Source organism: Comamonas sp. NyZ500, assembly GCF_016772095.1.
GTDB lineage: Bacteria > Pseudomonadota > Gammaproteobacteria > Burkholderiales > Burkholderiaceae_C > Comamonas > Comamonas thiooxydans.
In genome coordinates this window covers 13,893-30,624 of the sequence record NZ_JAEIJE010000014.1, presented here as the reverse complement: position 1 = coordinate 30,624, position 16,732 = coordinate 13,893, and the positions used below count along the sequence as shown (strand labels likewise).

The following is a 16,732-nucleotide window of genomic DNA, read 5'->3' as shown; positions in this document are numbered from 1 at the left end:
AGCCTAACCTAGGCTGATGCGTTTTTTCGAGCACCGGGCGATGCCCTGCCCGTCTAACGCGCTCGGAGCAGTAGCTGGGGGTGACCTGACTTATTTCCATCCCTCAAGGATTTTTTCATGTCTCTGTTTACCGCCGTCGAAATGGCCCCCCGCGACCCCATCCTGGGTCTGAACGAGCAATTCAACGCTGACTCCAACCCCAACAAAGTGAACCTGGGCGTGGGCGTGTACTTCGACGACAACGGCAAGCTGCCCCTGCTGGAGTGCGTGCAGGCCGCCGAGAAGGCCATGATGGAAAAGCCCACCGCCCGCGGCTATCTGCCCATCGACGGTATTGCCGCCTATGACAACGGCGTCAAGGCCCTGGTGTTCGGTGCCGAGTCCGACGTGGTCAAGTCCGGCCGCGTTGCTACCGTGCAGGCCATCGGCGGCACCGGCGGCCTGAAGATCGGCGCCGACTTCCTCAAGAAGCTCAACCCCAACGCCAAGGTCCTGATCTCCAACCCCAGCTGGGAAAACCACAAGGCCATCTTCACCAACGCTGGTTTTGAAGTCGGCACCTACGCTTACTACGATGCAGCCACCCGCTCCATCGACTTCGCCGGCATGCTGGCCGACCTGAATGCTGCCGCTGCCGGCACCGTGGTCGTGCTGCACGCCTGCTGCCACAACCCCACCGGCTACGACATCACTGCCGCTCAGTGGGATGAAGTGATCGCCGTCGTCAAGGCCAAGGGCCTGGTCGCCTTCCTGGACATGGCCTACCAGGGCTTTGGCCACGGCATCGCCGAAGACGGCGCCGTGATCGGCAAGTTCGTGGCTGCCGGCCTGAACATCTTTGTCTCGACCTCCTTCTCCAAGAGCTTCAGCCTGTATGGCGAGCGCGTGGGCGCCCTGTCCGTGGTGGCCTCCGACAAGGAAGAAGCCGCTCGCGTGCTGTCGCAGCTGAAGATCGTCATCCGCACCAACTACTCCAACCCTCCCACACATGGCGGCGCCGTCGTGGCAGCTGTGCTGAACAACCCCGAGCTGCACGCTCTGTGGGAAAAGGAGCTGGGCGAGATGCGCGTGCGCATCAAGGCCATGCGCCAGAAGCTGGTCGACGGTCTGAAGGCTGCCGGCGTGACCCAGGACATGTCCTTCATCACCACCCAGATCGGCATGTTCTCGTACTCCGGCCTGTCCAAGGACCAGATGGTGCGCCTGCGCTCCGAGTTCGGCGTGTACGGCACCGACACCGGCCGCATGTGCGTGGCTGCGCTGAACAGCAAGAACATCGACTATGTCTGCAAGGCCATCGCCGCCGTGATCTAAGCTCACGATTCGGGGCCTGGTCCCTGAAGACCAAAGAGCAACGGACTTTTAATCCGTTGCTCTTTTTTTATGGCTGCTTCAGTGCCCACCTATTAGTTGATAGCTGCCAGCGCTCTTCTCATATTGTTTTCAGGCAGAAAATCACCTGAAAACCATGTAAACCAAGCGCAGTAAGCTATCAAAATCTTGATCAAGCGCTCAGTCCCCAGATGGCCGAGCGCATGGACAGCGCCGCATACTGGTAGGCCGTGTTGAACACGCGCGGCGCTTCGCCCTCCTGCACGGCACCTGCCGCATACAGCAGAGGCAGATAGTGGTCGTGCGTGGGATGGGCCAGACGGGCCTGCGGGCCCCAGTCCAGAAAGGTGCTCAGATCCGCCAGATTGCCGCTGTCCAGACGCTGCTGCACTTCGGTGTCGAACTGAATCGTCCAGTCATAGGCCTGGTTGTCGCTGGCACCGCGCTGCATGGCGCGCAGGTTGTGCACGATATTGCCGCTGCCCACGATCAGCACGCCGCGGTCGCGCAGCGCGCGCAGCTGGCGGCCCATCTCGAAATGCTTTTCGGGCGCCAGACCATAGGGCATGCTCAGCTGCATGACGGGAATGCTGGCCTCGGGGAACATGGGCAGCAGCACCGACCAGGTGCCATGGTCAAAACCCCATTTCTGGTCCACCAGCAAGGCCGATCCGTCCAGCGGCGAATGCAGCTCGGCCGCCAGTTGCCTGGCTACCTCGGGCGCGCCGGGCGCCGGATATTGCTGGTCGAACAGCTCTTGCGGAAAGCCGCCGAAGTCATGAATCGTGCGTGGCTGGGCCATACCGGTCAGCGCCCAGTCGGACTCGGTCAGCCAGTGGGCCGAAACGCAGAGAATCAGCTGCGGCGCAATGCCCTTGGCCGTCAGTTCCTGGCCCAGTGCCTTCCAGCTCTGGCGCCAGTGCGTGTCCTCGATCACATTCATGGGACTGCCGTGGCCCAGGAACATCACCGGCATGCGCGGCGAAGGCTTGAGCTGCTGCAGCAGTTGCTCGGGCAACAAGGAAGAAGAAGTGGAGTTCATGGAAAAAGCCTTCCAGCCCCCTCCGGCGGCCAGCACGGAGGCTGCGCCCAGGGACAAAAGCGTACGTCTACGCATCTCGGTCAATCGAACACGCCCCTAGGGGCGTTTTACAGATAGGGCAAGCTTGCCACAGCGCAACAGCGCCTGAAAGCACCGCCACCGCAACAGACTGTCCTGAAAGTGCCAGCGCCAAGGCCCGGCTTGCACTACAACAGCAGTTGCACAAGCACGACTCACGCCAAACAGGATCAGGCAAGGGCTTCGCTTCAAGGAAACCATCCTGATGCCACCCTGGCTTGCACAAGTCCAGACAAGGAATACTCCCACTCATGCCCAGCACCGCCATTCAACCCCTGCAAGGAATTCGCATACTCAGCCTGGCTCTGAACCTGCCCGGCCCCGCCGCACTGTGGCGCTGCGCCGGCATGGGAGCCGATTGCCGCAAGCTCGAGCCTCTGGCCCCCGGCGCAGGCCGCAGCGCCGACCCCATGGGCCTCTACTGCCCCGATGCCTACGCGCAGATGCATGACAAGGTGCAAACCCTGCAGGCCGATCTCAAGACCGCCGAAGGCCAGGCCAGTCTGCATGCGCAACTGGCGCAAACCGATGTGCTGCTGACCTCGTTCCGGCCCTCGGCCCTGAGCAAGCTGGGCCTGGGCTGGGAAGCCCTGCAGCAGCGCTACCCCGGGCTGTCGCTGGTGCGCGTGGTCGGCAGCGCAGGCGAGCTGGCCGATGTCCCCGGCCATGACCTCACCTATCAGGCCGAAGCGGGCCTCGTGCACAGCACGGCCCTGCCCCCCGGCCTGTTTGCCGATATGGCGGGGGCGCTGATGGCCAGCGAAGCCGTGCTCCAGGCCGTGCTCGTCAGCAGCCGCAGCGGGCGCGGCATACTGCGCGAGGTCGGCCTGGCCCAGGCGGCGCAGTGGCTGGCCCTGCCCTGGCACTGGGGCCTGACCCAGCCCGCGGGCGATGTCGGCGGCGCCCATGCGGGCTACCGCATCTATCCCTGTGCCGACGGCATCGTGGCCGTGGCCGCGCTGGAGCCTCACTTTGCCCAGCGCCTGTGCGAAGCGGCAGACCTGCCCTTCGGCCATCCCGCCGATATGCGCAAGCCCGAGATCCATCAGGGCGTGGCCCGGTTTCTGGCCGCACGCAGCTGCGCGCAACTGATGCAGCTGGCACAGGAGAAGGATATTCCCCTGCACGCCCTGCCCCAAACTTGAACCTGTTTACGCTCCCCTCCGCGCTAGGGCCTTCGCGGAATGGGATGCCAGGGGGCGGCCCCCCGCGCGCGATACCGCAGCAATAGTGGTGCTATTGCGAGGATTTGCGCGGCCGGCGAGGCAACGCCGCAGACCGCCCCTGACCGGGCGTCCGCAAAGGCACTAGCCTGGGCGCTTTTCAAAGGCGTATTTCTCGGTATCCACCTCGCCCTGGCCTTGCAGCGCATAGCGGTCGCCCGCAATGGCTTCGGGCTTGAAGATGTCATCGAGCTCGGCCAGCAGCTCGGCGTCGAGCTTGACGCTGCCGCCGCGAATGTCTTCGTGCAGATGCTCCACGCTGGTGGTGCCGGGCAAGGCGATCACATGCTCGCCCTGGTGCAGCACCCAGGCGATGGCCAGCTCGGCCAGCGTGCAGCCGGCTTTTTCCGCCACGGCCTGCATGGGCGTCAGCAGGCGCAGGTTCTGCGCATAGGCCTCGCCGGCAAAACGCGGCATGGTGGCGCGGATATCGCCCTTGACCAGGTTGTCCACCTGCTGCAGCTTGCCGCTGAAGAAGGCGCGGCCCATGGGACTGAAAGCCACATAGGCAATGCCCAGCTCCTTGCAGGCGGCGAGCGTGCCCAGCTCCGCATTGCGCGACCACAGCGAATATTCGCTTTGCAGCGCGGCAATCGGATGCTCCTTGTGCGCGCGGCGCAGCGCATCGACGCCCACTTCCGACAGACCCAGAGCGCGAACCTTGCCCTCTTCCTTCAGGCGTGCCATCTCGCCCACCGACTCCTCGATGGGCACGTTCCTGTCCCAGCGATGCAGATAGTAGAGATCGATCACATCGGTGCCCAGGCGCTTGAGGCTGTCTTCGCAGTTCTGGCGCAGGGTTTTGGGACGACCGTCGATGACGCGGCGCATCACGCCGTCTTCGCCGCGCACGCCGGCCATGCCGCATTTGCTGGCCAGGGTGATCTGATTGCGGTGGGGCTTGAGCACGGGTCCGATCAGCGATTCGCTGGCGCCAAAGCCATAGAGCGCGGCAGTGTCGAACAACGTGACGCCCGCGTCCAGTGCCGCATGCAGCACGGCGTGCGATTGCTCGGTAGAGACGGGGTTGCCGTAGGCATGGCAGAAATTCATGCAGCCCAGCGCGACATTGGCGACGCTGAATGGGCCTAGTGGTCGGTATTGCACGGATGCTCCTTGAGGATGGCAAAGTTAAGGCATTTATAGCCTATAGCCCATATAAACAGAGCGTTTAAAGCTATAAATTTCAAAGCAAAAACAGCAAAGGCCGGAGCATGCCCCGGCCTTTGTCTGTCTCAATCGATCACCGGGACTTATTCGGCGTTGAGTTGCTGCTCCAGGTCGTGCAAGACCTTGTAGCAGTTGAACACCTGCTGCACGCTGGAGTTGGGCTCGCGGCCTTCGCGGATGGCTGCGAAGAATTCGCGGTCCTGCAGCTCGATACCGTTCATGGAGACATCGACCTGGGACACGTCGATCTTCTCGTCCTTGCCGGTGTACAGATCGTCGTAACGGGCCAGGTAGGTGCCGGTGTCGCCGATGTAGCGGAAGAAGGTGCCCAGAGGACCGTCATTGTTGAACGACAGGCTCAGCGTGCAGATCGCACCGTTGGCGGCCTTGAGCTGGATGCTCATGTCCATGGCGATGCCCAGATCCTTGTGAATCGGGCCTTGCACGGCGTTGGCCTTGACGATCGGGCTGCCGGCCTGGTAAGCGAACAGGTCCACGGTGTGGGCGGCATGGTGCCACAGCAGGTGGTCGGTCCAGCTGCGGGCCTGGCCCAGCGCGTTCATATTGGTGCGGCGGAAGAAGTAGGTTTGCACATCCATCTGCTGGATGTTGAACTCGCCGGCTTCGATCTTCTTGTGCACCCACTGGTGGCTGGGGTTGAAGCGGCGGGTATGGCCCACCATGGCCACCAGGCCGGTCTGCTTTTGCAGCTCGGCCACTGCCTGGGCGTCCTTCAGTGCGTCGGCCAGGGGGATCTCGACCTGCACATGCTTGCCGGCCTTCATGCAGGCAATGGCCTGCTCGGCGTGCATCTGCGTGGGCGTGCACAGGATCACGGCATCGACTTCGGGCAGCGCCAGGCTTTCGGCCAGATCGGTTGCCACATGCTTGATGCCGTATTTGTCGGCCACTTCCTTGGTCTGGTCAAAGCGGCGACCGACCAGGGAGACGACTTCCACGCCGTCGATGTTCTTGATGCCGTCCAGGTGCTTGATGCCGAAGGCACCTGCGCCAGCCAGCGCTACTTTGATGGTCTTGCTCATGATTGGGATCTCCGTAGAGCCGCCTCAAGGAGGCGAAGCCCCCCCACAGGGGGGCAGTGAATACGCGAAGCAGCGAACGTGGTGAAACGTTTACTGATTCTCGAGGATCAGATGGCCCACTGCGGTGTTCGATGCGGGCACATGGTAGAAGCGGTGCGCCACCTTGGGCAGCGGTGCGGGGCCGTCCACATCGGACATGGCGCCGCGCGCGATCAGCCACATCACCAACTCGATGCCTTCCGAGCCGGCTTCGCGCACATAGTCGATGTGCGGCATCTGCGCCAGACCGTGGGGGTTCTCGATCAGCAGGTCCAGGAACTGGTTGTCCCATTCCTTGTTGATCAGGCCTGCGCGCGCACCCTGCAGCTGGTGGCTCATGCCGCCCGTGCCCCAGATATGGACGTTGATGTCCTGGTCGTAGCTCTCCACGGCCTTGCGGATGGCGCGGCCCAGGTTGAAGCAGCGCTGGCCGGTGGGCACGGGATACTGCACCACGTTCACGGCGAAGGGGATCACCGGGCAGGGCCAGGAGCCGGTCTTGGGGTCCTGCTCGCCGCACATCAGCGACAGCGGCACCGTGAGGCCATGGTCCACGTCCATCTTGTTGACGATGGTCAGGTCGAAGTCCTGCTGAATCACGGACTGGGCAATGTGGCTGGCCAGATCGGGATGGCCGACCACCTTGGGCACGGGGCGCGGGCCCCAGCCTTCGTCGGCGGGCTGGAATTCCGCAGCCGTGCCGATGGCGAAGGTGGGAATGCAGTCCAGGCTGAAGGCCGTGGCGTGGTCGTTGTAGACCAGGAAGATCACATCGGGCTTGTTGTCCTTCATCCACTGACGGGAGAAGTCATAACCCTTGAACAGGGGCGCCCAGTAGGCTTCCTGGGTCTTGCCCATGTCCATGGCGGCGCCGATGGCAGGCACGTGCGAGGTGAAAACGGATGCGGTGATGCGTGCCATGTCTTAGTTGCCTTCCTTGTTCTGGTTGCCTGCGCTGCCCTGGGGCTGGCGATGCGCCTGCGCATCACCGTCCTCGCCCACATAGCGATTGCCATCGGCAGAGCGGCCGCCGCCCATCATCATGGCGCGGTACTCTTCTTCGGTCATGCCGGTCATGGAGCCCGCCATCTGCTGGAAGCTCTTGCCGTCGGTGGCGCCGATCTTGGCCAGGAAGTAGATATTGCCGCCGGTGCGCATGCACCAGTTCAGATCGCGCGCCAGCACGGCCTGCTTCTGCTCCTCGGTCATCGCCCACTCGTCCAGATAGGCACGCTCGTTGGCGCGGAAGCGCTCGCGGTTCTCGGCCTTCATCAGGCTCATGCAGAACTGGTTGAGCCAGTAGCCCTTGCGGGACTGCTCGGCATCGAAAATGATGGTGCCGGGCACGTCCAGATACGGTTTTTCCAAAGCCATAAATTCTCCTCGTTACGGATGGCGCAGCCCATGCGACAAGGCTGCGGCCTGTTTCCGGGTGTATGTGTCGCCGGAACTCCGTCAGACCTCTTCGGGCCAGTACAGACGCATGGGGTTGTCCACCAGCAGCTTTTGCTGCAACTGCGCGGTGGGAGCGATATGAGGAATGAAGTCCACCAGCAGGCCGTCGTCGGGCATGTGGTCCTTCAGGTTGGGGTGCGGCCAGTCCGTGCCCCAGAGCACGCGCTCGGGGAACTCCTCGACCACGCGGCGCGCGAACGGTACCACGTCCTGGTAGGCATTCTGCTCACCATGAAGCGCCTTGGGGCCGGAGACGGACAGGCGCTCGGGGCAGGAAACCTTGCTCCAGACATTCTTGTGCTCGCGCATGAACTTCAGGAACAGCGCGAACTCCTCGCTGTCCACGCCCTTGGTCACGTCGGGGCGGCCCATGTGGTCAACCACCACGGTGGTGGGCAGCGCGGTGAAGAAGTCCCACAGCTCGGGCAGATCCACGGCTTCGAAATAAATCACCACATGCCAGCCCAGCTTGGCGATGCGACCGGCGATCTCCATCAGCTCGTCCTTGGGCGTGAAGTCCACCAGACGCTTGACGAAGTTGAAACGCACGCCGCGCACGCCGGCGTCGTGCAGGGCCGAGAGTTCGGCATCGCTGATGGAGCGCTTGACCGTGGCCACGCCACGGGCCTTGCCGCCCGAGGACTTGCAGGCATCGACCATGGCGCGGTTGTCCGCACCGTGGCAGGTGGCCTGCACCACCACATTGCGCGCAAAACCCAGGTGGTCGCGCAGCGCATACAGCTGGGCCTTGCTGGCGTCGCAGGGGGTGTACTTGCGCTCGGGGGCGAAGGGGAACTCGTTGCCGGGACCGAACACATGGCAGTGCGCATCCACAGCGCCGGCAGGCAGCTTGAACTGGGGCTTGCTGGGGTTGGCGTACCAGTCCAGCCAGCCGGGGGTTTTTTCAAAGGCGCTCATCTGTTTGCTCCTCAATTGTTGATTGCACCGTGCGCTGCGCACTTCCCACCATCCATGAAACTGGCGCTGCCACATCTCAGAGACACCGAGGAAGGGCCGCCCCGCACCGAGGGTGTCGTCCCCTTCCCGCGCAGCGAGAGAGGGGGAAGCGGCGCAGCCGCTCAGGGGGTGTTAATCCACATAGCGCAAGCCGGCCTTTTCCAGGGGCTCGCGCATCTTGTACATATCCAGGCCCAGGACGCCCGAAGCCAGCTTGGCGCGCTTTTCGCCTTCGAAGCTTTCGCGCTTCTGGGCGGCAGCCAGCACTTCCACGGCACGCGCGGCGGGCACGCAGACCACGCCGTCGTCGTCGGCCACGATCACGTCACCGGGCGTGACCAGCATGCCGGCGCAGACGATGGGGATGTTGACCGAGCCCAGGGTGGCCTTGATCGTGCCCTTGGAAGAGATGGCCTTGCTCCAGACCGGGAAGTCCATCTCCTGCAGCGTCTTCACGTCACGCACGCCGGCGTCGATGATCAGCGCACGTGCGCCACGCGCCTGGAAGCTGGTGGCCAGCAGGTCGCCGAAGTAGCCGTCGGAGCACTCGGCGGTGACGGCAGCAACCACGATATCGCCGGGCTGAATCTGCTCGGCAGCCACATGCATCATCCAGTTGTCGCCGGGCTGCAGCAGCACGGTGACGGCCGTGCCCGAGACCTGCTTGCCGGCGTAGATGGGGCGCATATAGGGCTTGAGCAGACCAACGCGGCCCATGGCTTCGTGCACGGTGGCGGAGCCCAGGGCGGCCAGGCCGTCAGCAGCAGCGCGGTCGGCGCGCTGGATATTGCGGTAGACAACTCCCAGTTCGTACATGGAAATACCTCTTTGCTTTGACGTTATTGAATCCAAAAAGTGAGCTGGTAGCGCTTGTCATTCATCAGATTTGAATAGTTTTCTTATTGAAAACCTTTCATACCGTGCGCCAGCAGCTCTCTTTTTTGAGAAGTTACAGACCCTTGGCCTTGAGCGCCTTGTCCAGGCGCGTGAACACGCGGCGGGCATTGCCTTCATAGACGGCGTGCTTTTCATCGGCCGTCAGGTTCTGCGTGGCTTCGATGTAGCGCTTGGTGTCGTCGTAGTAGTGACCGGTCTGCGGATCGATGCCGCGCACGGCGCCGATCATTTCGCTGGCGAACAGAATGTTCTTGGTCGGAATCACTTCCGTCAGCAGGTTGATGCCCGGCTGGTGGTAGACGCAGGTGTCGAAGTAGATGTTGTTCAGCAAATGCTCTTCCAGCAGCGGCTTCTTCATCTCCTGCGCCAGACCGCGGAAACGGCCCCAGTGGTAAGGCACGGCTCCGCCGCCATGGGGAATCAGGAACTTCAGGGTCGGGAAGTCCTTGAACAGATCCGAAGTCAGGCACTGCATGAAGGCCGTGGTGTCGGCATTCAGATAATGGCTGCCCGTGGTGTGAAAGCATGAATTGCAGCTGGTGGAGACGTGGATCATCGCGGGGATGTCGTACTCCACCATCTTTTCATAGATGGGGTACCAGCTCTTGTCGGACAGCGGGGGCGAAGTCCAGTGGCCGCCCGAGGGATCGGGGTTCAGGTTGATGCCCACGTTGCCGTACTGCTCAACGCACTTGACCAGCTCGGGAATGCAGGTCGCAGGGTCCACGCCGGGCGACTGGGGCAGCATGGCGGCGGGAATGAAGTGATCGGGGAACAGCTCGCTGACGCGGAAGCACAGCTCGTTGCAGATGGCGGCCCAGGTGCTGGAGGTCTGGAAGTCACCGATGTGGTGCGCCATGAACGAGGCACGGGGGCTGAAGATGGTCAGATCGGAACCACGTTCCTTCATCAGGCGCAGCTGATTGGTTTCGATGGTCTCGCGGATTTCATCGTCGCTGATCTTCAGATCGGCCACCGACGGGGTCTTGCTCGGGTCCTTGAGGCCGGCGATCTGCAGATCGCGCCATGCGCCCAGAGCCGCAGGCGCCGTGGTGTAGTGACCGTGTACGTCAATGATCATCTTCAAGCTCCGTTAAAAAATAATTCGTCTATCAAAAAGTTCAGTGCGCGCCGCCCAGGCCCAGCATGGAGGTACGCGGTGCGCCGCCGGCATAGCGGTTCTTGACCAGCAGCGCCAGCGCGGCGATGACACCGGGAATGGCAACCACCATGAAGACCTGCGGCAGCTCCAGGTGACGGCGCGACAGCTCGGCCACCAGGAAAGAGCCTGCAATGCCGCCAAAGCGGCCGATGCCCAGCATCCAGGACACGCCGCTGGCGCGGCATTCCGTGGGGTAGTACTCGGCAGCCAGCGCCTGCATGGACGACTGTGCCGCATTCATCAGCAAACCGGCAATGAATACCGAAGCCACCAGCATGCCCACGCCACCGCCGAGCACCTGGCCGATGAAGGCCACGCCCAGGCTGGTCAGGAAGTAGCCCGTCGCGATGATCAGATTGGCATTCCAGCGGTCCATCAGCAGACCGACGAAGATCGCGCCCACGCCGCCGAGCTGGAACAGCGCGGCAATCACGGCTGCCTGGCTGGCGGGCACGCCTGCTTCCTTGAACAGCACAGGCATCCAGTTGACCAGGCCATAGACGATCACCAGGCCCATGAAATACGTCACCCACAGGGCCAGCGTGCCGACCAGATATTTCTGCGAGAACACCAGACGCAGGCCCTGGGGACCTTGCTGTGCCTGGGCAGCCGCCTCGCCGCCGTCGTTCAGCACAAAACGCGCTGCATTGCGCGTGCCGGCGGCGATGCGCACCATCACCTTGCGCACGCGGTCGGCCGAGTAGTTCTTGAGCACCATGAAGCGCACCGACTCGGGCAGCATCACGATCATCAGCACGGCCAGGATCAGGGGCACCACGCCGCCCACGATCAGCAGGCTGCGCCAGCCGAAATGCGGAATCATCCAGGCCGCGATAAAGCCGCCGAAGGCCGAGCCGATGGGGAAGCCGCAGAACATGCAGTTGGTAATGAAGGAACGCTTGCTGTCAGGGCAGTATTCGTTCATCAGCGTGATGGCGTTGGGCATGGCGGCGCCAAGACCCAGGCCGGTGATGAAGCGCCAGATGGTCAGGCCTTGCAGATCGTGCACCAGACCGGAAGCAATCGATGCACCGCCCATCACCACCGAGGCGATGATCAGCACGGTCTTGCGGCCCACGCGGTCCGCCAGCGGACCCGCGCCCAGCGCGCCGAACGCCAGGCCGAACAGGGCCGCGCTCAGCACCGGGCCCAGATGGGACTTGTCGATGCCCCATTCGCCGAGCAGCGAAGGCGCGATGAAGCCGATGGCGGCGGTATCAAAACCGTCGAGCAGAACAATCAAAAAACAGAGGAAGAAAATCCCCCACTGGAAGCGTGAAAACGGGCTCTCGTTGAGCACGGTCTGCACATTGACGACCGCAGGGCCGGTGTTCTGTTTGCTAGTTTGCGAAGTCATATTTGGAATCTCAGTTGCCTCTCTTTGTCGCCTCTATCTCCTGTCTCGCGGCTGGCGCCAAAGCCTCAAAGGCATCTGGTACGTCCGTCACGAAAGGGCTATGACTGCCCTTTTGCTGGATGGGGTGTCAGTGCCAGGCCCCCGCCTGGACACGAATCAATTCAAGCGGGCTCCATGCCCTGGCGGCGCTTGGCCGCTTCGGCTTCAGGCGAAGCCATGAAGGCCAGCAGACGCTGCACGGCATCCGCATGTGCCGAGCCCGTCACAACGCCGGCAGAAAATACCGTATCGATGGCAATCGCGGCAGGCAGGCCGCCCACGATCTGTATGCCCGCAACATGGATCAGCTCGCTCAGCTGCTGAAAGCCCAGCGCCACTTCGCCCGAAGCAATCATGGAGCCCACGGGTATACCGGGCCGGGCCTGCACGATGCGGGCCTTGATCTCGTCGGCAATGCCCCAACGCTCGAACAGCTTTTGCAGCGCCACACCGCTGGGGCCGGTGGAATAGCCAATGCTGGGCGCGGCCAGCACGGCAGCGCGCACGGCCTCTTCGGAGCCGATATCGGGCAGGGCTGCACCAGCAGGCACGGCCACGGCGGTGCCAGAGAGCACCAGGTCCACCTTGCTGCCCTCAACCACACGGCCGGCGGCCTGCAGCTTGTCGATGGCGTTGGAGGCCAGGAAGACCACATCAAAGGCCTCTTCACCGGACTGCACACGCTGCGCGGCATCCACACCACCCACGGATTCGATCTGCACCGGCTCGCCGCCCTGGGCCTGCCAGGCTGCAACCAGATCCGCGAGGACCTGGCGGGTTGCCATGGAAGAAATGCCTTTGAGTGCTGCGCTCATGCCGGAAGACTCCTGAAGTGGATGCCATGGCTGCCCCGCAATCCCGAATGCCGAGTCCCGGCCATCGAGGCCTTTCGAGCCACTCCCGTCACGCTGCGGGCAGACTGCACCGGCAGGACGGGGCGCTCGACAGGGCGTGCATCAGGGCAACCATCTAGTCAAAACGAATGAGACTATTGTCGGCAGCCCTGCCCCCTCCCACTAGGCAAGCCCTCCGCTAGCAGCTATGCCGCAAAGGCATAGCAAAGTGCTCGCTCATAACACGTATAAATACCTACAAACCAAGCATGAAGCCAATAAAAAGAAAAGGCTGGTTGCTATTTTTTCAATAGCAACCAGCCTTCATTGCTGTGCATAAGCAACAGTGAATTTAGTGGTTAACCCCTAATTCAGTCGTCATGACGTCCATGCCCACGCCCGTGACCATGACCACGCCCCCGGTCATCGCGATCATGCCTGTCCCAGTCACGTCGATCGCGGCGATCGTCTCTGTCCCAGTGCCTATGATCCCGGCGGTCGTCATGCCAGTCGCGTCGCTCGTGGTGGTGGCGCGGCGGAGGTCCTGCACGCCAATGGGGTGGCGGATTGCGCAGGAAATAGACCGGCTGGCCGCAGGCGTGGTAGCGGCCGCAGTAGCGGCGCCAGTTGCGCGAATGGCCGGGCGGCACCCACATATAGATGGGCTGCACCTGCGGCACTACCGGGCCGCCCCACATCGGCTGGGCATACAGCAGCGGCGGTGGTGCATTACCGATATTGACCTGACCGTAAACCCCGGGCGCCAGCTGCCCTGAGATGGAGCCGCTGATATAGGCCTGCGCCTGGGCGGCACCCGCTGCGCAAACCAGCGCCAAGGCTGCCAGGCTGCGGATGAGTGAAGTGCGATTGGACATATGTCTCCATGCTCGATATAGATCACCGTGGGCCGGCGAGATCGCGCTTCGTCCCGGAAACGCTTCAGTCCTTAACGCGCCAGAGCCGAATCTCGCTGACCCGGACCGTGCATGAAGCGTAATGAGGCGTAATGAGCTCATCCTGCTCATGGGCTGAATGGCCTGGCAGCCCTGTCACCTGATCGTCTGGCCCTGCAGACCTTTTTTCAGAATCAGGTCCACCACGGGCTGCTCGCGCTTGTTGGCACGCATGCAGTGATCCTTCTGGAAGCGATCGGTGATCCGGATGACCCAACGCGCCCAGCGCTTGTTCTCGCGTTCGCGCCAGGCATGCGATGACACGCTTTCCCAGGCATAGCCATTGAGCACTGCCGCATTGACAAAATGGTCCAGCGCCCGCACTCCGGCCCTGCCCCGCTCCGTCTTGCCGAACAGGCCAACCCAGCAAAGAATCAGCCAGCCCACGACCGCCAGCGGAACGACTGCACACATCAGCGCAAAACCTGCCAGGCGCTCCTTCATGCAGCCTCTCTCTTGCGCAAATTGATGCGTACGCCATTTTCGGAGCGAATCGTCAGCCGCCCCACAGGCTGCGGCACATGGCCTGCCGCCGGCAGGATTTCATAGCGCTGCAGCAGGCAGGCCAGAATCAAGACCGCCTCCTGCAAGGCAAATGCAGCTCCCAGACAGACACGCGGACCCATGCTGAAAGGCATGTAGGCGTGTTTGATGGCTTCCTTGTCCTCCTCACGATCAAAGCGATCCGGATCGAAGGCATCGGGGTTCTTCCACCATTTTCGGTGGCGCTGCAGCAGCCAGGGCGCCACCACCACCGTGCTGCGCTCCTTCAGCTGCTTGCCCCTGATAGGACAGGACTGAACATTCTCCCGGGCGAAGAAGCCCACAGGGGGAAACAGACGCAAGGTCTCCCGAAAGATATTCCAGACCTGAGAAAAGCTCTTCATGTCTGCCTGCTGCGGCAGACGATCGCCAACCACTTCCACCACTTGCTCGTAGGCACGCTGCTGTATGTCGGGTGACTGGGCCAGAAGATAGCTGGCCCAGGTCAGTGCGCTGGCCGAAGTTTCATGCCCTGCCAGAAACAGCATGGCGACCTGATTGACCAGCTCTTCCTCGTTGAAAGGCTCGCCTGTGTTCGGATCCTTGGCCTGCATGAAGGCGGCAAGAATATCCTCCTGCTCCTCGGCCTCGCCCTTCAGATGCGCTTCATAGCGCGGCTTGATCATGGCGTGCAGCAAACCACGAATCTCCCTGGCCGCCTGGTTGCTCTGCCAGCGATACCAGGGCATGGTCAACCAGCGAGCACCGAACAGCGCAGGCAGCATGAGCTTGGGCGCCAGTGACTGATAGCGGGCAAATGCCTCGAAGATGCGATGCGCATCCGGCCCCTGCATGGGCTTGGAGAAAATCGTGCGGAAAATGATGTCGGCCGTGACATGGGTCATCTCGATCTCGATGTCGTACGGCTGTCCCTCCTCCACGGCATCCAGGCGCTCCAGCATGGATTGCGCGGCTCCCAGCATGCGCGGGAAAGCGACGTTCACGCGCGCCTGGGCAAACGCGGGATTCATCATGGTGCGCTGACGCTGCCACTGCTCGCCATTGGTCGTGAAGATGCTGTCCCCCAGCAAAGGCTCCAGCGATTCATGCAGCAGATGGCTTTTGGGAAACTGCTGCGCCTCGCTCTGCATGACTCTCTTGACCTCTTTGATGTCATTGAGCATGTAGAGATCCACGCCGGGCAGATGAACCTCACCCATCTGCATGCTGTAGCTGCGCTCGAACAGGGCGTCCATCCAGGAGCGCCGCGCATGCCAGAACATGCGCAGCTTCGATGTCTGTTCGGGGTGGGGCTTGGGATAAACGGGACAGAAACGACTCATCGCACCAATTTCCTCTCTATGTAGTCACGCATCGGACCGGCGCTGGTGAGCAACTCGAAATAATCATAGGCACCGGCAACTTCGCCGGCCATCAGATACTGAAAATGCATGCGCATCTTGTTCCTGCGCAACCAACGGTAGGTTGTCGGCAAAAACAGCTTGTGAAAGCGCGGGGAGCATATCGCTTGCGGATTGAATCCCCACTGGGCCCGGCGCTTTCCGGCCTCGATAACCGGGCTGGCGGCCTGGGTCTCATCCTTGCGCCCATCTTCGCGCAACGACAGCCCCACTACATCGCACATGCCGAAACACACGCTATCGCTGGGAGAAGAAATATCGGCCCAGTACACCGCGTCGTCCATGGCGACCTCACGCAAGGTTTGCCGCAACGCGCCAGCGCCGGGAAACAGCCCGAACAACGGAATGCAATTGCCCAGGGTGACCAAGCTCATCAGCGGCTTGCGAGAAGCGTGTGAGGATAACGGATCTTCAGCCAGCTTACGGCGAAGCGCCTGAGTCAACTTCAGAGCCTGCACACTGCCGACACTGAAGCCGACCACGACCACCTCGCGCCACCGCTGCTGCTGCATGGCCTGTGCCACCTCGGCGGCCATCGCCTCGATACGCGCATCCAGCACGGGGAATGTTTTCCCGGAACTGGCATGGGCAAAGTTCAAAATTCTCAAAAGCCAGCTGATATGCAGATACCGGTCCAGCACAAAGCCGCCCCAGCAAACGGCAGCAAGCACCGCAAGCACCAGTGCGAATGCGCCCGCTTTCGGCAAACCGTCCCATAGATTAACGAGCAAAGAGCCCATGCCGACTCCAGCCAGCAGCACCAACAGCACATAAAACAGCGGGTACATCAGTGCCCACAAAGTAAAACGCGCCTGCTCTCGTACAGGTTTCAGCCACTGCCTCAAATTCCAGACAGCAATATAGGTTCCCAGGGCCTGGCGAAAGACTTCCGCCCGACTTTGGGGCCAATGAAGACGAACCTGATCATGCCAGTCAAAGAAAACAAAATCGGCAGATGCAGTATTTTCGGACCCCGCCTGAGAAACCCGCCATCGAGAATGCAGCGATTTTTCTTGCGCGGCCTCGCCCTCATTCCACTTCTCTCTGCTGCCAATCGCGTATTTTCTACCCTCGGAAACAGACGGCTGCTTTTGCGACTCGGCGCGCATCAACTGGTGATAATGCCTTGCACCACGGGGATCAAAGCCACCCATGAAGATCACCAGGCGCTCGCAATCACTTGTCTTCCCGGAAGACTCAAATGAGATGTTCTTTTCTCTGCTAGTCATTGCACTCCGGAAAACGGAA

General features: G+C 62.0%; 16 protein-coding genes. 2 read left to right on the top strand and 14 right to left on the bottom strand.

Features of this window, described 5'->3' with window-relative positions; all coding sequences use genetic code 11:
- The first annotated feature begins 117 nt into the window (after nucleotides 1-117).
- Nucleotides 118-1,314, top strand: coding sequence for an amino acid aminotransferase (locus JAO85_RS18590; protein ID WP_003067573.1), 1,197 nt, complete (start codon nucleotides 118-120; stop codon nucleotides 1,312-1,314).
- Nucleotides 1,315-1,504: 190 nt separating this feature from the next.
- On the opposite strand, the gene ygiD is transcribed toward JAO85_RS18590, so the two are convergent.
- Nucleotides 1,505-2,431 (bottom strand): 4,5-DOPA dioxygenase extradiol, encoded by a 927-nt coding sequence (gene ygiD, locus JAO85_RS18585; RefSeq protein WP_080746921.1) that lies wholly within the window; start codon nucleotides 2,429-2,431, stop codon nucleotides 1,505-1,507.
- A 272-nt stretch (nucleotides 2,432-2,703) separates the two neighbouring features.
- Here ygiD and JAO85_RS18580 point away from each other — a divergent pair, with 272 nt between their 5' ends.
- Nucleotides 2,704-3,597, top strand: a complete 894-nt coding sequence (locus JAO85_RS18580; protein ID WP_202788709.1) for a CaiB/BaiF CoA-transferase family protein — start codon at nucleotides 2,704-2,706, stop codon at nucleotides 3,595-3,597.
- A 162-nt stretch (nucleotides 3,598-3,759) separates the two neighbouring features.
- On the opposite strand, the gene JAO85_RS18575 is transcribed toward JAO85_RS18580, so the two are convergent.
- The 13 genes from JAO85_RS18575 to JAO85_RS18515 all read right to left on the bottom strand — a co-directional run bounded on the left by JAO85_RS18575 (nucleotide 3,760) and on the right by JAO85_RS18515 (nucleotide 16,713).
- Nucleotides 3,760-4,782, bottom strand: coding sequence for an aldo/keto reductase (locus JAO85_RS18575; protein WP_034392028.1), 1,023 nt, complete (start codon nucleotides 4,780-4,782; stop codon nucleotides 3,760-3,762).
- Between the two features lie 146 nt (nucleotides 4,783-4,928).
- Nucleotides 4,929-5,888: a Gfo/Idh/MocA family oxidoreductase gene (locus JAO85_RS18570; RefSeq protein WP_202788708.1), complete on the bottom strand. Its 960-nt coding sequence runs from the start codon at nucleotides 5,886-5,888 to the stop codon at nucleotides 4,929-4,931.
- Between the two features lie 90 nt (nucleotides 5,889-5,978).
- The gene (locus tag JAO85_RS18565) at nucleotides 5,979-6,848 is read right to left on the bottom strand and encodes a class III extradiol dioxygenase subunit beta (protein WP_012838736.1); all 870 of its coding nucleotides are present in this window, start codon (nucleotides 6,846-6,848) and stop codon (nucleotides 5,979-5,981) included.
- Between the two features lie 3 nt (nucleotides 6,849-6,851).
- The gene (gene ligA, locus JAO85_RS18560) at nucleotides 6,852-7,301 is read right to left on the bottom strand and encodes a protocatechuate 4,5-dioxygenase subunit alpha (RefSeq protein ID WP_012838737.1); all 450 of its coding nucleotides are present in this window, start codon (nucleotides 7,299-7,301) and stop codon (nucleotides 6,852-6,854) included.
- An 81-nt stretch (nucleotides 7,302-7,382) separates the two neighbouring features.
- The gene (locus tag JAO85_RS18555; protein ID WP_202788707.1) at nucleotides 7,383-8,300 is read right to left on the bottom strand and encodes an amidohydrolase family protein; all 918 of its coding nucleotides are present in this window, start codon (nucleotides 8,298-8,300) and stop codon (nucleotides 7,383-7,385) included.
- Between the two features lie 171 nt (nucleotides 8,301-8,471).
- Complete coding sequence (gene ligK, locus JAO85_RS18550; protein WP_012838739.1) at nucleotides 8,472-9,155, bottom strand: 4-carboxy-4-hydroxy-2-oxoadipate aldolase/oxaloacetate decarboxylase; 684 nt, start codon at nucleotides 9,153-9,155, stop codon at nucleotides 8,472-8,474.
- 133 nt (nucleotides 9,156-9,288) lie between these two features.
- Nucleotides 9,289-10,317, bottom strand: a complete 1,029-nt coding sequence (locus JAO85_RS18545; RefSeq protein WP_003067554.1) for an amidohydrolase family protein — start codon at nucleotides 10,315-10,317, stop codon at nucleotides 9,289-9,291.
- 40 nt (nucleotides 10,318-10,357) lie between these two features.
- Entirely contained in the window at nucleotides 10,358-11,755 is a 1,398-nt protein-coding gene (locus JAO85_RS18540; RefSeq protein WP_003067553.1) for an MFS transporter, read from the bottom strand.
- A 161-nt stretch (nucleotides 11,756-11,916) separates the two neighbouring features.
- The gene (locus JAO85_RS18535; protein ID WP_202788706.1) at nucleotides 11,917-12,609 is read right to left on the bottom strand and encodes a substrate-binding domain-containing protein; all 693 of its coding nucleotides are present in this window, start codon (nucleotides 12,607-12,609) and stop codon (nucleotides 11,917-11,919) included.
- Between the two features lie 389 nt (nucleotides 12,610-12,998).
- Nucleotides 12,999-13,502, bottom strand: coding sequence for a hypothetical protein (locus JAO85_RS18530; RefSeq protein WP_034379441.1), 504 nt, complete (start codon nucleotides 13,500-13,502; stop codon nucleotides 12,999-13,001).
- Between the two features lie 174 nt (nucleotides 13,503-13,676).
- Nucleotides 13,677-14,024, bottom strand: coding sequence for a hypothetical protein (locus tag JAO85_RS18525; RefSeq protein WP_034379442.1), 348 nt, complete (start codon nucleotides 14,022-14,024; stop codon nucleotides 13,677-13,679).
- The gene (locus tag JAO85_RS18520) at nucleotides 14,021-15,406 is read right to left on the bottom strand and encodes a cytochrome P450 (protein ID WP_012838742.1); all 1,386 of its coding nucleotides are present in this window, start codon (nucleotides 15,404-15,406) and stop codon (nucleotides 14,021-14,023) included. The genes JAO85_RS18525 and JAO85_RS18520 overlap by 4 nt, the downstream gene beginning before the upstream one ends.
- A complete protein-coding gene (locus JAO85_RS18515; RefSeq protein WP_202788705.1) occupies nucleotides 15,403-16,713 on the bottom strand; it encodes a hypothetical protein in 1,311 nt (436 codons plus the stop codon). Before JAO85_RS18515 ends, JAO85_RS18520 begins: the two co-directional genes overlap by 4 nt.
- Nucleotides 16,714-16,732: the final 19 nt, after the last annotated feature.